This is a genomic window from Stenotrophomonas sp. P5_A9, from assembly GCF_056400525.1.
In genome coordinates this window covers 13,679-29,333 of the sequence record NZ_JBFULC010000054.1, presented here as the reverse complement: position 1 = coordinate 29,333, position 15,655 = coordinate 13,679, and the positions used below count along the sequence as shown (strand labels likewise).

General features: G+C 66.3%; 14 protein-coding genes. 10 read left to right on the top strand and 4 right to left on the bottom strand.

Features of this window, described 5'->3' with window-relative positions; all coding sequences use genetic code 11:
* Positions 1-173: 173 nt before the first annotated feature.
* Together htpG and AC1DR7_RS15940 are read right to left on the bottom strand one after the other, a co-directional pair.
* Positions 174-2,072, bottom strand: coding sequence for a molecular chaperone HtpG (gene htpG / locus AC1DR7_RS15945; protein WP_478051750.1), 1,899 nt, complete (start codon positions 2,070-2,072; stop codon positions 174-176).
* Between the two features lie 225 nt (positions 2,073-2,297).
* Positions 2,298-2,990 (bottom strand): hypothetical protein, encoded by a 693-nt coding sequence (locus tag AC1DR7_RS15940; protein ID WP_478051751.1) that lies wholly within the window; start codon positions 2,988-2,990, stop codon positions 2,298-2,300.
* A 341-nt stretch (positions 2,991-3,331) separates the two neighbouring features.
* On the opposite strand from AC1DR7_RS15940, the gene rsmD reads away from it, so the two are divergent.
* From rsmD to AC1DR7_RS15910, 6 genes are all read left to right on the top strand, one after another.
* Complete coding sequence (gene rsmD / locus AC1DR7_RS15935; protein ID WP_457322170.1) at positions 3,332-3,937, top strand: 16S rRNA (guanine(966)-N(2))-methyltransferase RsmD; 606 nt, start codon at positions 3,332-3,334, stop codon at positions 3,935-3,937.
* 7 nt (positions 3,938-3,944) lie between these two features.
* A complete protein-coding gene (coaD, locus tag AC1DR7_RS15930; RefSeq protein ID WP_478051752.1) occupies positions 3,945-4,454 on the top strand; it encodes a pantetheine-phosphate adenylyltransferase in 510 nt (169 codons plus the stop codon).
* Positions 4,455-4,502: 48 nt separating this feature from the next.
* Complete coding sequence (locus AC1DR7_RS15925; protein ID WP_256774056.1) at positions 4,503-4,994, top strand: hypothetical protein; 492 nt, start codon at positions 4,503-4,505, stop codon at positions 4,992-4,994.
* A gap of 125 nt (positions 4,995-5,119) precedes the next feature.
* The gene (locus tag AC1DR7_RS15920) at positions 5,120-5,401 is read left to right on the top strand and encodes a YfhL family 4Fe-4S dicluster ferredoxin (RefSeq protein WP_228887506.1); all 282 of its coding nucleotides are present in this window, start codon (positions 5,120-5,122) and stop codon (positions 5,399-5,401) included.
* The gene (gene ggt / locus AC1DR7_RS15915; protein ID WP_478051753.1) at positions 5,398-7,140 is read left to right on the top strand and encodes a gamma-glutamyltransferase; all 1,743 of its coding nucleotides are present in this window, start codon (positions 5,398-5,400) and stop codon (positions 7,138-7,140) included. Before AC1DR7_RS15920 ends, ggt begins: the two co-directional genes overlap by 4 nt.
* A gap of 101 nt (positions 7,141-7,241) precedes the next feature.
* Positions 7,242-8,129: an MBL fold metallo-hydrolase gene (locus AC1DR7_RS15910; protein ID WP_256774054.1), complete on the top strand. Its 888-nt coding sequence runs from the start codon at positions 7,242-7,244 to the stop codon at positions 8,127-8,129.
* Positions 8,130-8,320: 191 nt separating this feature from the next.
* On the opposite strand, the gene AC1DR7_RS15905 is transcribed toward AC1DR7_RS15910, so the two are convergent.
* Both AC1DR7_RS15905 and upp read right to left on the bottom strand, forming a co-directional pair.
* A complete protein-coding gene (locus tag AC1DR7_RS15905) occupies positions 8,321-8,605 on the bottom strand; it encodes a PsiF family protein (protein WP_256774053.1) in 285 nt (94 codons plus the stop codon).
* A gap of 150 nt (positions 8,606-8,755) precedes the next feature.
* Positions 8,756-9,391 (bottom strand): uracil phosphoribosyltransferase, encoded by a 636-nt coding sequence (upp, locus tag AC1DR7_RS15900; RefSeq protein WP_256774052.1) that lies wholly within the window; start codon positions 9,389-9,391, stop codon positions 8,756-8,758.
* Between the two features lie 598 nt (positions 9,392-9,989).
* On the opposite strand from upp, the gene AC1DR7_RS15895 reads away from it, so the two are divergent.
* From AC1DR7_RS15895 to AC1DR7_RS15880, 4 genes are read left to right on the top strand one after another with little or no spacing between them, the layout of a single operon-like run.
* Complete coding sequence (locus tag AC1DR7_RS15895; protein WP_478052651.1) at positions 9,990-12,491, top strand: TonB-dependent receptor; 2,502 nt, start codon at positions 9,990-9,992, stop codon at positions 12,489-12,491.
* A gap of 23 nt (positions 12,492-12,514) precedes the next feature.
* A complete protein-coding gene (locus AC1DR7_RS15890; RefSeq protein WP_457320384.1) occupies positions 12,515-13,588 on the top strand; it encodes an NHL repeat-containing protein in 1,074 nt (357 codons plus the stop codon).
* Positions 13,585-14,967 (top strand): purple acid phosphatase family protein, encoded by a 1,383-nt coding sequence (locus AC1DR7_RS15885; protein WP_457320380.1) that lies wholly within the window; start codon positions 13,585-13,587, stop codon positions 14,965-14,967. The genes AC1DR7_RS15890 and AC1DR7_RS15885 overlap by 4 nt, the downstream gene beginning before the upstream one ends.
* A gap of 49 nt (positions 14,968-15,016) precedes the next feature.
* Entirely contained in the window at positions 15,017-15,655 is a 639-nt protein-coding gene (locus AC1DR7_RS15880; RefSeq protein ID WP_478051333.1) for an inorganic diphosphatase, read from the top strand.

Genomic DNA, 15,655 nt, shown 5'->3' with positions numbered 1-15,655 from the left:
CTCCTCATGAGCCTCGGGAGCGCATGCATGAAGCCGGCCAGCGGCCGGCACTACCTGGGTTCCCAAGAGCCGGCCAGCGGCCGGCACTACCGGGTTCCCAACCGGCGGTCAGCGGTCGGCACGTGCGGGTTGCCAATGCCGGCCCGCGGCCGGCACCTGGGCCACACCTCGCCTTACGCCGACAACTCCAGCAGCAGCTTGTTGAGCCGGCGCACGTAAGCGGCCGGATCCTTCAGTGTGTCGCCGGCGGCGAGCGCAGCCTGGTCGAACAGCACCCGGCTGAGGTCGTCGAAGCGCGCGCTGTCCGCTTCCTGGTCCAGCTTGCCGATCAACGGGTGGCCGGGGTTGAACTCGAACACCGGCTTGCTGTCGGGCACCTTCTGGCCGCTGGCTTCCAGGATCTGGCGCATCTGCATGCCCAGGTCCTGTTCGCCGATGGCCAGGATCGCCGGGGAATCGGTGAGGCGGTGCGAGACGCGCACGGCTGCCACGTCGTCGCCCAGCGCGGTCTTGATGCGTTCGACCAGGGCCTGCTTGTCCTTGGCCACGGCCTCCTGCGCCTGCTTGTCTTCCGCGCTTTCCAGCGCGCCCAGGTCGAGGTCGCCACGGGCGACGTCGGCGAACGACTTGCCGTCGAACTCGGTCAGGTAGCCCATCAGCCATTCGTCGATGCGGTCGGTGAGCAGCAGCACTTCGATGCCCTTCTTGCGGAACACTTCCAGGTGCGGGCTGTCCTTGACCTGGGTGTGGCTGTCGCCGGTCAGGTAGTAGATCTTGTCCTGGCCGTCGATCATGCGGCCGACGTAATCGGCCAGCGACACGCTCTGCTCGCCGCTGGCGTCATGGGTGGAGGCAAAGCGCAGCAGGCCGGCGATCTTCTCGCGGTTGTTGAAGTCCTCAGCGGGGCCTTCCTTGAGCACCTGGCCGAACTGCTTCCAGAAGCCGGCATAGACCTCGGGCTTGTCGGTGGCGAGCTTGTCGAGCATGTCCAGCGAGCGCTTGGTCAGCGCCGACTTCATCGAGTCGATGACCGGGCCGGACTGCAGGATTTCGCGCGAGACATTCAGGGACAGGTCGTTGGAATCGACCACGCCCTTGATGAAACGCAGGTACATCGGCAGGAACTGTTCGGCCTGGTCCATCACGAACACGCGCTGGACGTACAGCTTCAGGCCCTTGGGCGCGTCGCGGTGGTACAGGTCGAACGGGGCGTGGCCGGGGACGTACAGCAGGGAGGTGTACTCGAGCTTGCCTTCGACCTTGTTGTGGCTCCAGGCCAGCGCGTCCTGGTGGTCGTGCGCGGCGTGCTTGTAGAACTCCTGGTACTCGGCGTCGGTGATCTCGGTGCGCGGGCGGGTCCACAGCGCGCTGGCGCGGTTGACGGTTTCCCATTCGACCTCGGCCGGGGCATCCTCGCCGTGGTGTTCCTTGACCATCTGGATCGGCAGGCCGATATGGTCCGAGTACTTCTTGATGATGCTGCGCAGGCGCCAGCCGTCGGCGAAGTCCTGCTGGTCGTCCTTGAGCTGCAGGACGATGCGGGTGCCACGCTCGGGCTTGTCGATGGCTTCAACGTCGAACTCGCCTTCGCCGCGCGAGGACCAGTGCACGCCCTCGCTCGCAGGCAGGCCGGCGCGGCGTGAATAGACGTCGACCTGGTCGGCGACGATGAAGGCGCTGTAGAAGCCGACGCCGAACTGGCCGATCAGCTGCGAATCCTTCTTCTGGTCTCCGGAGAGCTGGCGCAGGAAGTTGCCGGTGCCGGACTTGGCGATGGTGCCAAGGTGGGCGATGGCGTCTTCGCGGCTCATGCCGATGCCGTTGTCGTCGATGGTGAGAGTGTGGGCGTCGGCATCGAAGCTGACGCGGATGCGCAGGTCGCCACCGTTTTCGAGCAGGGCCGGTTGGGTCAGGGCTTCAAAGCGGAGCTTGTCGGAGGCGTCGGCGGCGTTGGAGATGAGCTCGCGAAGGAAGATTTCCTTGTTGGAATACAGCGAGTGGATCATCAGCTGCAGCAGCTGTTTGACTTCGGTCTGGAAGCCCAGGGTCTGCTTTTGGGTCTGCTCGGTCATGGGTGGCGGTGCTCCTTGGACGATGCCGCGCCCGGCGCGGCGGCTGGTCAAGGGGTAGGGGTGGTGGGGTGGGTTTTCAAGGGCGTGCAGAGGCGGCGCGGAGCCAGTGCCGACGCGTGGCGTCTGAATGCGTAGGCCGCAGCGAGATCCCAGGCCGCCCCTTTACTCATGACGCGGCGTACCCGCGGGCAGACCTGCCGGGACTGGAGATCGAGTGCGCTTCTTTCAGTTGACGGTCACCGATCCACTATCGGACCCGCATAGGCGGGGGACGCACCCTTCCATTTTGGTCGATATCCTTCTCGGCTCGTGAACGATACAGATCGCGTTTGCAATATGACTTCCGCTGAACGAATCATTGTAGTGTTGAGAGAAATACGTCGCACATCTTCCGCTGTCGGCCGAGACACTGCCTCGCATTGAGCCGGAGCTTGAGTTGCTGTAGCGAATAGTGCCCGTGGAGTGGAAGTTGACCCCTGCGCTGGCTGAGCCATTGGGTGCATTTGCAAGAACATAATCGGAGGACCTGTCCGTCGATGACTGCGGGTGCTGAGGGCTGGCCGCTTGTGGGGCGAGCACTTCATCCCCATCGCGTAACTCGCATATCCAGGCTGCAATACTGCCTTCCAGCACTGCCTCGCCACCAGCCGGGCGGGCATTCTTTTCGAGGCAGAACGCCTCATGGTAAAGCTGTGTTGCTTTGCTTTGGCGGGAATACTGATAGGTGGGATTCCCGTCCTCGTTCATCACCAGACGCTGTTCGACAGCGACAAGGCCTCCTTGGAAGTCTGGCCACTCAGAGGCTCTGATCAGGGTCCTCTCTCCGCTTGTATTCACTTCCACCCGATCCTGGAGGGCGGAAGGAGGGGTCGCAGATACTGGAAATGCAACTATCAGGGCGAATGCGAATTCCTTCATTGTGAGTGTCCAGGTGACCGCTGATGCGGCATTTGGATTCTCGTTGGCCAGGCGGAACTATGTGGCGTATTCCGTCTCGAAACTCACCGTCTGTCGATGAGACATTCGCATGGATGCTGGCCAGGCCATCGGTGTGGAAAATGGCGGGCAGCAGTGTCGCGCTATGAGCGGCGGAATGGATCCGCCGTCCATTGAGGAGGTCGCCATGTGCCGCCTGTGGTGCGTGACGCGCGCGCGCCCGGGTTCAGCGCCTAGAATGCAGGTCTGAATCGCCCGACCTTCGTGCCCATGACTCCTTTCCGCCCGTACGCCCCTTCCACCGTCCTCGCCCGGAGCCGCGCATGAAACCGCGCCAGCCGGTGGCGGCGGCCGTGGGCCAGGTGCGGATCATCGGCGGCAAGTGGCGCGGGACGAAGTTGCCGGTACCGCTGTCGCCGGGCCTGCGGCCCAGTAGTGATCGGGTCCGCGAGACGCTGTTCAACTGGCTGACGCCGCGTATCGGTGGGGCGCGGGTGCTGGATCTGTTCGCCGGCAGCGGTGCGCTGGGGCTGGAAGCGGTGTCGCGTGGGGCCGGGCAGGCGACGCTGGTGGAGCGCGATGCGGCGTTGTCCCGGCAGCTGCGCGACTCGGTGGCCAAGCTGGGCGCGCAGGGGCAGGTGCAGGTGGTGCAGGCCGATGCGCTGCAGTGGCTGGCGCAGGCGCCGGCCGGGCAGGCCGATATCGTGTTCGTGGACCCGCCGTTCGCGGCGGGGCTGTGGGACCAAGTGCTGGCGGGGCTGGGGCCGCACCTGGCCGCCGATGCCTGGCTGTACCTGGAGGCACCGGCCGAGCAGGCGCCGCGGGTGCCCGCGCCGTGGCTGCTGCACCGCGAGGGCGGGACCCGGGAGGTGCGTTTTGCCCTGTACCGCCGCGCCACTGCTACACTTTCACCAGATCACAACGTGTAGCTGACGTATGACCGTGGCCAACCGCCGCATTGCCGTGTACCCGGGCACCTTCGATCCGATCACCAACGGTCACATCGACCTGGTGAACCGGGCCGCGCCGCTGTTCGAGAAGGTCGTGGTTGGCGTGGCGCAGAGCCCGTCCAAGGGCCCGACGCTGCCGCTGGAGCTGCGTGTGCAGCTGGCGCGCGAGGCCCTGGGGCACAATCGCAACGTGGAAGTGATCGGTTTCGATACGCTGCTGGCGCATTTCGTGCGCTCGGTGCATGGCGGGGTGCTGCTGCGCGGCCTGCGCGCGGTGTCCGATTTCGAATACGAATTCCAGATGGCGAGCATGAACCGTCATCTGATCCCCGAGGTCGAGACCCTGTTCCTGACCCCGGCCGAGCAGCACAGCTTCATTTCGTCTTCGCTGGTCCGCGAGATCGCCCGCCTGGGCGGCGACGTGTCCGGCTTCGTGCCGGCCTCGGTGCTCGAGGCGCTGCGCAAGGTCCGCGAAGCGAAGTCGGGCCAGTCGTAAAAACCCGTCAGACCCATACATACCAAGAATCACCAAGGGAGGAATTCCATGAACAACACCATGCGTGCCATGTTGATCGCGTCGTTCGCGCTGGCCTTCACCGCCTGCAAGAAGGAAGAGGCCGCTCCGGTTGCCGAAGCCCAGCAGGCGCTGGTCGCCCCGGACGCCAATGACGACGCCGGCTGGAAGAAGTACCTGCAGGCCGTGGCCGTGCAGAACATGGGCAACATCACCAACAGCCCGTTCCTGTACTACCTCTCGCCGGAGTCCGATCCGGAGTTCGCCGCCAAGTACGAGCGCCAGGTTGAAAGCGCCACCCAGGCCGTCGCGCGCGGCATCCAGCCGGGCAACATGCTGGCCTTCGGTTCGTCGGCTTCCTCGAAGATGGCCGACATGATCCAGGCCGTGTTCAAGGACGTGCCGGCCGACTCGATGAAGGGTGTGCGCGTGGTGTTCATCGGCAAGGCCGCTGACAACGCCCGCGTGCAGTCCATCGTGCAGCCGACCGGCGCCGAGTACATCTTCGTAGAAGCCAAGTAACCCGTGCAGTGGCGGCCGCGCCTGTGGCGTGGCCCGGGCGGCTTCTTCCGGGAAGCCGTCGATGACCGGCCTGCGCCACGGCGCGGGTCGGTCCTCATCCGCCGGCGTGGGCGTGGAGTAACGCCATGTCGCTGAAAATCAATGAGCTCTGCGTCAACTGTGACGTGTGTGAGCCCGCCTGTCCCAACCAGGCCATCTCGATGGGTGAAACCATCTACGTGATCGATCCGGCCCGCTGCACCGAGTGCGTGGGACATTTCGACGAACCCCAGTGCGTGGTCGTCTGCCCGGTGGAATGCATCGATCCCGATCCGGACATCCCGGAAACCCAGGACGCCCTGCTGGCGAAGCTGTACGGTCTGCAGCGCGACCATCCCGAACTTTATGCGGAGCCCCCATCCGAATGAATACGTTGTCGCGTCGTTGGTTGCTGTTCGTCCTGTTGTGGTCCCCGGTGGCATGGTCGGCCGCACCGGCGCAGGGTTCCCTGGCCAGTCATCCCGACGGTGCGGCGATCGCCAGCGGTCACCACCTGGCCACCGAGGCCGGCATGGAGATCCTGGCCAAGGGCGGCAACGCCTTCGATGCGGCGGTGGCGGTGTCCTCGACGCTGGCCGTGGTCGAGCCGATCAGCTCCGGGCTGGGCGGCGGCGGTTTCTTCCTCCTGCACGATGCAGCCACCGGCAAGGATGTGATGCTGGACGCGCGCGAGACCGCGCCGCAGTCGGCCAATGAAGCGGCGTTCCTGGACAAAAAGGGCGAGCTGGACCGCGACCGCTCGGTCAACGGTCCATGGTCGGCGGGCATCCCGGGCCTGCCGGCAGCGCTGGTGGAGCTGTCCAGCAAGCACGGCAAGCTGCCGCTGCGGACCTCGCTGGGCCCGGCGATCCGTGTCGCCAGTGAAGGCTTCCCGGTGTACGCGCGCATGGCCAAGGGCTACGCCTCGCGCCGTGAGGTGATGGAGCGCTACCCCGGGACCCGCGAGGTGTACCTGCGCAATGGCAAGCCGATCGCAGAGGGCGATGTGTTCCGCCAGCCGGAACTGGCAGCGACGATGGAGCGGCTGGCCGCGCAGGGGTTCGATGGGTTCTATCGCGGCCAGACCGGCAAGGCCCTGTTGGCCGGCGTGAAGCAGGCCGGCGGCCGCTGGACCGCCGAGGAGCTGGCCGGTTACCGGGTCAAGCTGCGCGAACCGATCGTGTTCAACTACCGTGACTGGAAGATCACCACCGCCTCGCCGCCGTCCTCTGGTGGCATCGCGCTGGCGGCGATGTTGCAGATCCTGGAAGGTTGGGACCTGAAGTCGATGGATGAAGCGCACCGTACCCACCTGGTGGTGGAAGCGATGCGCCGCGCCTACCGCGATCGCACCTTCTTCCTGGGCGATCCGGACTTCGTGCAGATTCCGCAGAAGGTGCTGACCAGCAAGGATTACGCGCAGGGCCTGCGGGCGACCATCCATCCGGAAAAGGCCACGCCGAGCGACCTGCTGTCGGGCAATCCGACCCCGCTGGAAGACGATGAGACCACCCACTTCTCCATCATCGACCGCGACGGCAACCGTGTCGGCGCAACCCAGACGGTGAACCTGCTGTACGGCTCGGGGCTGATTCCCAAGGGCACCGGCGTGCTGCTCAACAACGAAATGGACGACTTCGCACTGAAGCCGGGCACCCCCAACGCGTTCGGGGTGATGGGCTATGCGGCCAACGCGCCGAAGCCGGGCAAGCGCATGCTCAGCTCGATGACCCCGACCTTCATGGAGTCGCCGGACAAGGTGGTGGTGCTGGGCACGCCGGGCGGCAGCCGCATCATCACCATGGTGCTGCTGGGCATCCTCGGCTACGACGACGGCCTGAGCGCGCAGCAGGTGGCCGCATTGCCGCGCTACCACCACCAGTGGCTGCCGGACGAAATCTCGGCCGAAACCGGTGCGCTGGCGGTGGACACCATCAAGCAGCTGCAGGCGATGGGCCACAAGATCGAACTGCCCGGCGACAGCGCCGAAGGCGGCCGCGGTTCCAGCCACGTGTGGGGCAACCTGCAGACGGTGGAGTGGGACCGCCGCAGCAACGTGCTCAGCGGCGGCAGCGATCCGCGCAACCCGGTGGGCAGCGCGGCGGTGACCCCGGCCGCTGGCCGCTGAACCCGGCCGCTGTCCATGCGTTCGAGACCCCGCCGCCCGGCGGGGTTTTTCGTTATGGGCGCCTAGCGAATATTTAACGCGCCGCGCCGGATAATTTGCCGATGAAACTATGGTCGATACGCGGCAACACACAGAAGCTGGACGGCGGTGCGATGTTCGGCAATGCGCCGCGGACGGTCTGGGAAAAATGGGCGGCGCCGGACGATCTGAACCGGATCGAGCTGGCCTGCCGGGCGCTGCTGGCCAGCCCGCTGGCCGGTAAGACCGTGCTGTTTGAAACCGGTATCGGCGCATTCTTCGAGCCGAAACTGCGCGAACGCTACGGCGTGCAGGAACCGCGCCACGTGCTGATGGAATCCCTGCGCGAGGCCGGCTTCGAGCATGAGGACATCGACGTGGTGGTGCTGAGCCACCTGCACTTCGACCACGCCGGCGGCCTGCTGGCGCAGTGGAGCGAAGGCCGAGAGCCTGAACTGCTGTTCCCCAACGCGACGTTCCTGGTGGGTGCCGAACACTGGCAACGCGCCCTGCAACCACACCCGCGCGACCGGGCCAGCTTCATTCCGGAGCTGCCCGCGCTGCTGCAGGCCAGTGGACGCCTGGAGATCGTGGACGGGCCGTATTCGAAGGCGCTCGGCAACAGCGTGCGTTTCAGCTTCAGCGACGGACACACCCCGGGCCTGATGCTGGCCGAGATCGTCGGCCCCGAGCAGGCCGACGGCCAGGCACGGGGCGGCGTGGTGTTCTGTGCGGACCTGATTCCCGGCCGTTCGTGGGTGCACGTGCCGATCACCATGGGCTACGACCGCAACGCGGAATTGCTGATCGACGAAAAGCGCAGCTTCCTGGAAGACAAACTGGCGCGCAACGTGCACCTGTTCTTTACCCACGACCCGCAGTGCGCGCTGGCGCAGGTGGCCCGCGATGAGAAGGGTCGCTTCGGCACCGTCCATGAGCAGGGTGAATTGAAGGCGCGCGCGCTGGCGTAAGCGCCGCGTAGTGCCGGCCGCCGGCCGGCTCCCCGTAGCCGCCGGCAGCATCGGTAGTGCCGGCCGCTGGCCGGCTCCACGTAGTCTTCGGCAAGATCATGAGGAGCCGGCCAACGGCCGGCACTACCGGGTCATGGGGTGTCGATTGTTGGGCGGCACCATCGGATCATTGGACGCACTTCGCCCGGCGATCAATGCGCCTTCAGGCAACTACTCATGAAGGTCTTGCGCGCATCGCCGGCCAGCTTTTGGGTGGCGGCGTCGGCGTTGCAGTGCTTCATGCGCTCCTGCGGCGTGGTCGCCGCCGGTGCCGGGCCGCTCAGGCAGGCCTTTTGCGCGGACTTGTAGTCCTCGCCGGTCTTGCCCTTGTTCTTGGCTGAGCAGTCGGCCATGCGCTGTTGCTGTGGCGTGGCGGCGCTGGCCAGTACGGGGCTGGCGATCAACAGCAGGCAGGCCAGCAGGGACACGGTTTTCATGACAACGCTCCACGCACGGGTTGATGGTGCGCGCAGCTTCTGCCCCGGCATGAGCAGAGGGCGTGAAATTACCGGCGGGGTTGGATTGGCGCGTCAGCGCGCCCCCAGGTCGCCGGCGGCCGCATGCGGCCACCGGGACAGTCGCGGTGATCAGCCGACGACGCGGGTACCGAAGATGCGGTCGCCGGCATCGCCCAGGCCCGGCAGGATGTAACCCTTTTCGTTGAGGCGGGCATCGATGGCGGCCGTGTAGATCTCCACATCCGGATGCACGGCCTGGACGGCGGCGATGCCTTCGGGGGCGGCAACCAGGAAGATGCCCTTGATGCGGCGCGCGCCGGCGCGCTTGAGCATGTCGATGGTGGCGATCAGAGTGCCGCCCGTGGCCAGCATCGGGTCCAGGATCAGCGCGTCGCGCTCTTCCAGGCGGCCGGTCAGGCGCTCGAAGTAGGGCACCGGCTGCAGGGTTTCTTCATCACGCTGCAGGCCCACCACGCTGACCCGGGCGGCCGGAATCAGCGACAACACGCCGCTGAGCATGCCCAGCCCGGCACGCAGGATCGGCACCACGGTGATTTTGGCGCCGGCGATGCGCTGCACCGTCACCGGACCGGCCCAGCCGGCGAGGGTGTGCGGTTCGGTATCCAGGTCGGCGGTGGCCTCGTAGGCCAGCAGGCCGCCGAGTTCATTGGCCAGCTCGCGGAAGTCCTTGGTGCTCAGGGACGCATCGCGCATCAGGCCGATCTTGTGCTGCACCAGCGGATGGCGCACTTCGACGATTTTCATGGGAGGAGCAACGAAGAGGGGAGACGGGTAGTTTGCCGCAAGGMCCTCCGAAGCCAAAGCCCGAAGCCGAAGCCAAAGCCAAAGCCAAAGCCAAAGCCAAAGCCAAAGCCAAAGCCGAAGCCACGATCTCCGGTAGTGCCGAGCCATGCTCGGCAGGCCAGACAGTGACGAAGCCGACGCCGACGCTCGGCAGGCAGTGCAGCGCCAAGAGCAGCCGAGCATGGCTCGGCTCTAYGCTGCCTCCCGAGTCCCCGATTCCCCGATTCCCCGAGTCCCCGAATTCCCCGAATTCCCCGAATTCCCGAATTCCCGAATTCCCGATTCCCGATTCCCGATTTCCCAATTCCCAATTCCCGATTTCCGATTTCCCAATTCCCGATTTCCCAATTCCCCAATTCCCCAATTCCCCAATTCCCCGTCCCCAATTCCCAATTCCCAATTCCCAATTCCCAATTCCCAATTCCCCGTTCCCCTGTCCCGGTGTCATGCCCATGCAACGTCGCGGACATACCGTGCTGACCCAGTCTTTACACCGTTGGGGATAGTCGTGCAGAAGAAGCGTGCGTTGGGCCAGGCGATCAGCCTGTCGTTGCTGGTGATGGCCAGTCCGTCGGTGTTTGCCGTCGAGGCCGTCGAAGCCAGCGCCGCCGGCGCCGGGGCGGTCGACCTGGACCGGGTCGAGGTGCGCCCGCAGCTGGAATCGCAGACCCGCGCGGTCGACCTCAAGCGCAGCAGCGATGCCATCGAAGACGCCGTATCGTCCGATGCCATGGGCGTCTACCCGGACAAGAACGTGGCCGAATCGCTGCAGCGCCTGCCCGGCGTCAGCGTCACCCGCGACCAGGGCGAAGGCCGTTTCGTGGTCATCCGCGGGCTGGATGCCAACCTCAACAGCGTCAGCGTCGATGGCATCGCCATCGGCACCCCGGAGGATTCCAGCCGCGCCGCGCCGCTGGACGTGATTCCCTCCGATTCGACCGAACGCCTGCGCGTGGTCAAATCACCCACCCCGGACATGCCCGGCGATGCCATCGGCGGTGCGATCCTGGTTGAGTCGGCGTCGGCCTTCGACCGCGAAGGCCGCAACCTGCGCGGCAAGATCGAAGCCAGCCACCAGCAGCTGTCCGGCAACACCAGCCCGAAGGCGGCCATCAACTACAGCGAAGTGTTCGCCGATACCTTCGGCGTGGCGCTCGGCGTGAACTACCAGAACCGCAAGTTCGAATCGGACAACACCGAAGTGGAGTACGGCACGTTCGACGGCGGCGCCGACGATGACCTGTTCGCCAACAGCCTGCAGCGCCGCAAGTACGAGATCGAGCGCAAGCGTATCGGCGCCAACCTCAACCTCGACTGGCGGCCCAACGAGGACAGCCGCTACTACCTGCGCACGCTGTACAGCCAGTTCGATGATGCCGAAACCCGCCAGCGCACCCTCTTCAACGTCGGCGACGGCGAGGTGACCGCACTGGGCAACCATCAGTACCGCATCGATGACCTGCCCGCCGATGCGATCCAGAAGCGCATGCGCTACCGCACCAAGAAGGAAAACACCTTCGCCGCCAGCCTGGGCGGCGAGAATCGCCTCAGCGGCGCGGTGCTGGATTACAAGGTCGGCTACACCCGCACCGAAGAACGCGTCAACGACGAGATGGAAGCGCGCTTCGAATACGCCGGCTATGACACCAGCGCCACCGTCGACCAGCGCAGCCGCGTACCCGGCCTTACCCTCGGCGATGCCGGCTGGATGGACAACGGCAACTACGACGTCGACCGCGTCGTGCTTTCGCCCAAGCGCGTGGACGATGAGGAGCGCAGCGCGCAGGTCAATCTGCGTTTCGACGGCGACAACACCAGTTATAAGTTCGGCCTGCTCGGCCGGTGGCGCGACCGCAACGCCGATACCGACGAGCGCGAACTGCGGGTCGGTCCGGACATCGCGTTGTCGGACTGGACCACTGCCAGCCCGGACCATCGCGGCGGCAGTCTCGGCCAGGGCATGAGTTCGGATGCCATGCGCCGTTACTGGGCCCAGCACGGCGCCCAGTACAGTGCGCGCCCACAGGACGCCGGCGGCAACGCGCTCACCTCGCTGGAAGAGGACTACACCGCCAGCGAAGACATCTTCGCCAGCTATGCGATGGGCACCTGGGATATCGGCGCGCTGCGCATCATCGGCGGCGTGCGCGTGGAAAATACCCAGTTCACCGCCACCGGCAACAGTGTCGACGTGGCCAGCAATGGCCGCAGCTACACGGTCACCCCGCTCAGCGTGAGCCGCAGCTACACCAACGTGCTGCCCGGCCTGCACCTGCGCTATGACGCCGGCGACGACTGGGTGCTGCGCGCGGCCGCCAACAAGACCGTGTCGCGGCCGTCTTTCGGCGACATCGCCCCGCGCGTCGGCCTGAGCCGGGGCGATGAAGAAGTGCGGATCGGCAACCCGCAGCTGGACCCGTACGAATCCAACAACCTCGATCTGTCGGTGGAGAAGTACATCGGCAGCACCGGTATCATCTCGCTGGGCCTGTTCCACAAGTCGATCGACGGCTACATCGTCAACACTGTGAGCAACAATGATCCGGCGTATCCGGGTTACGAGGTCACCCGCGTGATCAACGGCGAGAAGGCCAACGTCACCGGGGCCGAGTTCAACTGGCAGCAGCAGCTGGCGTTCCTGCCGGCCGGTTGGGACGGGCTGCTGGTCGGCGCCAGCGGCACCTGGCTGGACACCGATTTCGATCCGGGCGTAGCCGGTCGCGAGCGTGACGACTTCATGCTGCCGCGTGCGTCCAAGCATGTGTACAGCGCGCACATCGGCTACGAGAAAGATGCCTTCAGTACCCGCCTCGCCGCGGTGTACCGCAGCGAGTATCTGGACACGCTCGGGGACAGCCGCGCCTACGACATCTACGTGGCGCCCAACACCCAGCTGGATTTCAGCCTGGACTACAAGTTCACCCCGAACGTGAGCGTCTATTTCGAGGCGCAGAACCTGCTCGACAAGCCGCTGGAGCTGTATCAGGGCACGCGCTCGCGTACGTTGCAGATGGAAGAATACGGTCGCACCTATGCGCTCGGCCTGAAGGTGGCCCTGTGAGGCGCGCACGCCCTGTCATCGGCCTGTTGAGCCTGGCCCTGTTGGCGGCCTGCCGGCACGGTGCTGCGCCGGCACCGGTTGCGCCAGCGGCCGATGCCGCCCGCGCGGTGAGCACGGTAGCCGAAGCCTTCCTGACCCCGATGACGCCGGCCGACAACATCGACTCGCCAGCCAGCTGGACCACCGCCGATGGGCATCAGTGGCTGATCGCCACCGCCAAGGCCACCGACAAGCTGGTGGTGTACGACGGCCAGACCGGTGCACACCTGCGCGACGTCGGCAGCACCGGCACCGCACCGGGCCAGTTCGTCCGCCCCAACGGCATCGCCGTGGTCGATGACGTGGTGCTGATCGTGGAGCGCGACAACCACCGCGTGCAGGTCCTGCAACTGCCCGACTTCACCCCGCTGGGCGTGTTCGCCGCCGACGACCTGCGCAAGCCCTACGGGCTGTGGGTCAACAAGCAGCGGGAGGGTTACGAGGTTTACGTGACCGACTCCTACGACGCTGGCGAGGATGCGCAGGGCAACGACGGGCTGCCGCCGCTGGCCGAACTGGACAAGCGCGTGCGCCGCTACGCGCTCAGCGTGAAGGGCGGTGCGCTGGATGCCCGGCTGGTGTCCAGCATCGGCGACACCAGCGAGGCCGGCGCGCTGCGCGTGGTCGAATCGATCTGGGGCGACCCGGCCAACGACCGCCTGCTGATCGCCGAGGAAGACGAAACCTACGCCAGCGAGATCAAGGTCTACACGCTGGACGGCCGGTTCACCGGCACCACCTTTGGACGCGATGCCTTCAAGGCGCAGGCCGAAGGCGTGATGCTGCGTACCTGCGGCAAGGACGGCTGGTGGATCACCACCGAGCAGGGCAAGCAGCGCAGCGTGTTCCACCTGTTCGACCGGCATACCTTCAAGCACGTTGGCGCGTTCCAGGGCAACAAGGTGGCCAACACCGACGGCATCTGGCTGGACCAGCATGCCTCCACGCGTTTCCCGCACGGCGTGCTGTACGCGGTGCACGACGACCAGGGCGTGGTCGCCTTCGACTGGGCCAGCGTGGCCAGGCAGTTGTCGTTGCCGCTGGAGTGCGCGCCATGAGGCGCACGCCCATGGCCAGCGCGACCGTGCTGCTGGCGTTGCTGCTCGGCAGCGCCCCGCTGATCGCGAACAGCGCGGACACCGTCGCCGAGCCGAACACGCAGGTGCCGACGGGCAACCTCCATTACGCCGCCAGTGGCTTCCCGGACCGGATCGTGGCCTCGCCCGCACAGGACGCCGCGCGCGGTTTCGGCGTGTCGTGGCGGACCGACACGACGGTCGGCACGCCGGTGCTGGAGTGGGTGCTGGCCGGCGATTCGCCCGATGTTGGCCGCGTCACCCGCATCACCGCCAGCACCCGCGTGCTGGACACCGAGAACGGCAGCGCGCATTACCACCGCGCCGATGTCAGCGGACTGCAGCCCGACACGCTGTACCTGTGGCGCGTGCAGGGGCAGGCCACGTGGAGTGCCTGGAACCAGCTGCGCACCGCCGGCAGCGCTACCCAGGCGCTGACCCTGCTGTACTTCGGCGATACCCAGAACAAGAACCTCAGCCATGTCTCGCGGGTACTGCGCGCCGGTCTCAAGGCCGCCCCGCAGGCGCGCCTGAGCCTGTTCGCCGGCGACCTGGTCAGCGGCGGCGACGGCCAGGACGACAGCGAGTGGGGTGAGTGGTTCGCCGCCGCGGGCTGGCTGCCGCAGGAAACCGCCGTCGCCCCGGCGATCGGCAACCATGAGTACGTCGAGGAGTTCGAAGACACCCCGCAGGAACGTCGCGTGCTCGGTCGCCATTGGCCGGTGACCTTCGCGCTGCCGCGCAACGGCGTGGACGCGGCCGATACCAGCACCTACTGGTTCGACTACCAGGGCGTGCGCATCGCGGTGCTGGATGGCACCTCGGCACTGGACCTGGGGACCGCGCAGGCGCAGGCCGTCTGGCTGGACAAGGTGCTGGCCGACAACCCGCACCCGTGGAGCATCGTGCTGCTGCACCAGCCCTTCTACTCGCCGCGCGAAGGTCGCGAGAACGCCGAACTGCGTGACGTGCTGCTGCCGGTGGTGCGCCGCCATCAGGTCGATCTGGTGCTGCAGGGGCACGACCACACCTATGGCCGTCGTGGCGAAGGGCAGGGCGCGACCCCGCAGTTCATCGTCACCGTGGCCGGGCCGAAGCAGTACCGGTTGTCCGATGCCGCACGTGCCAGCATGGCGCCGGTCGGCGAGGACACCCAGTTGTTCCAGGTGTTGAACATCGACCCGCAGCACCTGCGCTATGAAGCGCGCACCGTCACCGGCCGGCTCTATGATGGCTTCGAGCTGACCCGCAGCACCGATGGCCGCAAGCACAAGACCGAGCTGACGCAAGGACGCATCGCCCCCCGTGACTGCACGCGCGCGCAGACCCTCAAGGGCCGCGCCGACCGTTGCTGGGAATGACCCCCGGGCCGGGCCGCCTCCACGCGCCCGGCCGCTGCTGGAGACGATGATGATCGACACGCGACGCGTAATTCCCCTGGGCGCCATCGCCGCCGCATTGCTGCTGCTCGCGGGCGCCAGTGCCGCCACCAATGCGGTGCTGCACCCGTTCCTGGCCGCCCAGCCCAGGGAAGCACCGGAGGAGGTCAACCTGGCCGTGGAGATCCCGGCCGGCAGCTTCACCAAGTATGAAATCAAGGAGGACGGACTGGTCCATGTGGATCGCTTCCAGTCCATGCCGGTGGCCTATCCGGCCAACTACGGCTCGATGCCACGCACGCTGGCCGGCGACAACGACCCGCTCGATGCGCTGGTGCTCACCCGTGAGCCGTTGCACCCCGGGGTGATCGTGCGCTTCCGCCCGATCGGCTTCCTGAAGATGGTCGATGGCGGCGAGCACGATGAAAAAGTCATCGGCGTGCCCACCGACAAACTCGACCCCACCTACGCCAACATCCGCGACCTGCACGACCTGCCGCTGATCGAACGCCAGCGCATCGAGGCGTTTTTCCGCGTCTACAAGGACCTGCCCGAGGGACGCAATCCGGTGCAGCTCAATGGCTGGGGCAATGCGGCCGACGCCAAGGCCTTGATCCGCGCGTCGATGCAGCGTTTCGAGCGCAAGCAGCAGCGCCAGAAGGGCGATTGA

What these genes read in the sequence shown, in the direction of transcription:
- htpG (WP_478051750.1), bottom strand. Translation starts at nt 2,072, where the DNA reads ATGACCGAGCAGACCCAAAAGCAGACCCTGGGCTTCCAGACCGAAGTC.
- AC1DR7_RS15940 (WP_478051751.1), bottom strand. Translation starts at nt 2,990, where the DNA reads ATGAAGGAATTCGCATTCGCCCTGATAGTTGCATTTCCAGTATCTGCG.
- rsmD (WP_457322170.1), top strand. Translation starts at nt 3,332, where the DNA reads ATGAAACCGCGCCAGCCGGTGGCGGCGGCCGTGGGCCAGGTGCGGATC.
- coaD (WP_478051752.1), top strand. Translation starts at nt 3,945, where the DNA reads ATGACCGTGGCCAACCGCCGCATTGCCGTGTACCCGGGCACCTTCGAT.
- AC1DR7_RS15925 (WP_256774056.1), top strand. Translation starts at nt 4,503, where the DNA reads ATGAACAACACCATGCGTGCCATGTTGATCGCGTCGTTCGCGCTGGCC.
- AC1DR7_RS15920 (WP_228887506.1), top strand. Translation starts at nt 5,120, where the DNA reads ATGTCGCTGAAAATCAATGAGCTCTGCGTCAACTGTGACGTGTGTGAG.
- ggt (WP_478051753.1), top strand. Translation starts at nt 5,398, where the DNA reads ATGAATACGTTGTCGCGTCGTTGGTTGCTGTTCGTCCTGTTGTGGTCC.
- AC1DR7_RS15910 (WP_256774054.1), top strand. Translation starts at nt 7,242, where the DNA reads ATGAAACTATGGTCGATACGCGGCAACACACAGAAGCTGGACGGCGGT.
- AC1DR7_RS15905 (WP_256774053.1), bottom strand. Translation starts at nt 8,605, where the DNA reads ATGAAAACCGTGTCCCTGCTGGCCTGCCTGCTGTTGATCGCCAGCCCC.
- upp (WP_256774052.1), bottom strand. Translation starts at nt 9,391, where the DNA reads ATGAAAATCGTCGAAGTGCGCCATCCGCTGGTGCAGCACAAGATCGGC.
- AC1DR7_RS15895 (WP_478052651.1), top strand. Translation starts at nt 9,990, where the DNA reads ATGGCCAGTCCGTCGGTGTTTGCCGTCGAGGCCGTCGAAGCCAGCGCC.
- AC1DR7_RS15885 (WP_457320380.1), top strand. Translation starts at nt 13,585, where the DNA reads ATGAGGCGCACGCCCATGGCCAGCGCGACCGTGCTGCTGGCGTTGCTG.
- AC1DR7_RS15880 (WP_478051333.1), top strand. Translation starts at nt 15,017, where the DNA reads ATGATCGACACGCGACGCGTAATTCCCCTGGGCGCCATCGCCGCCGCA.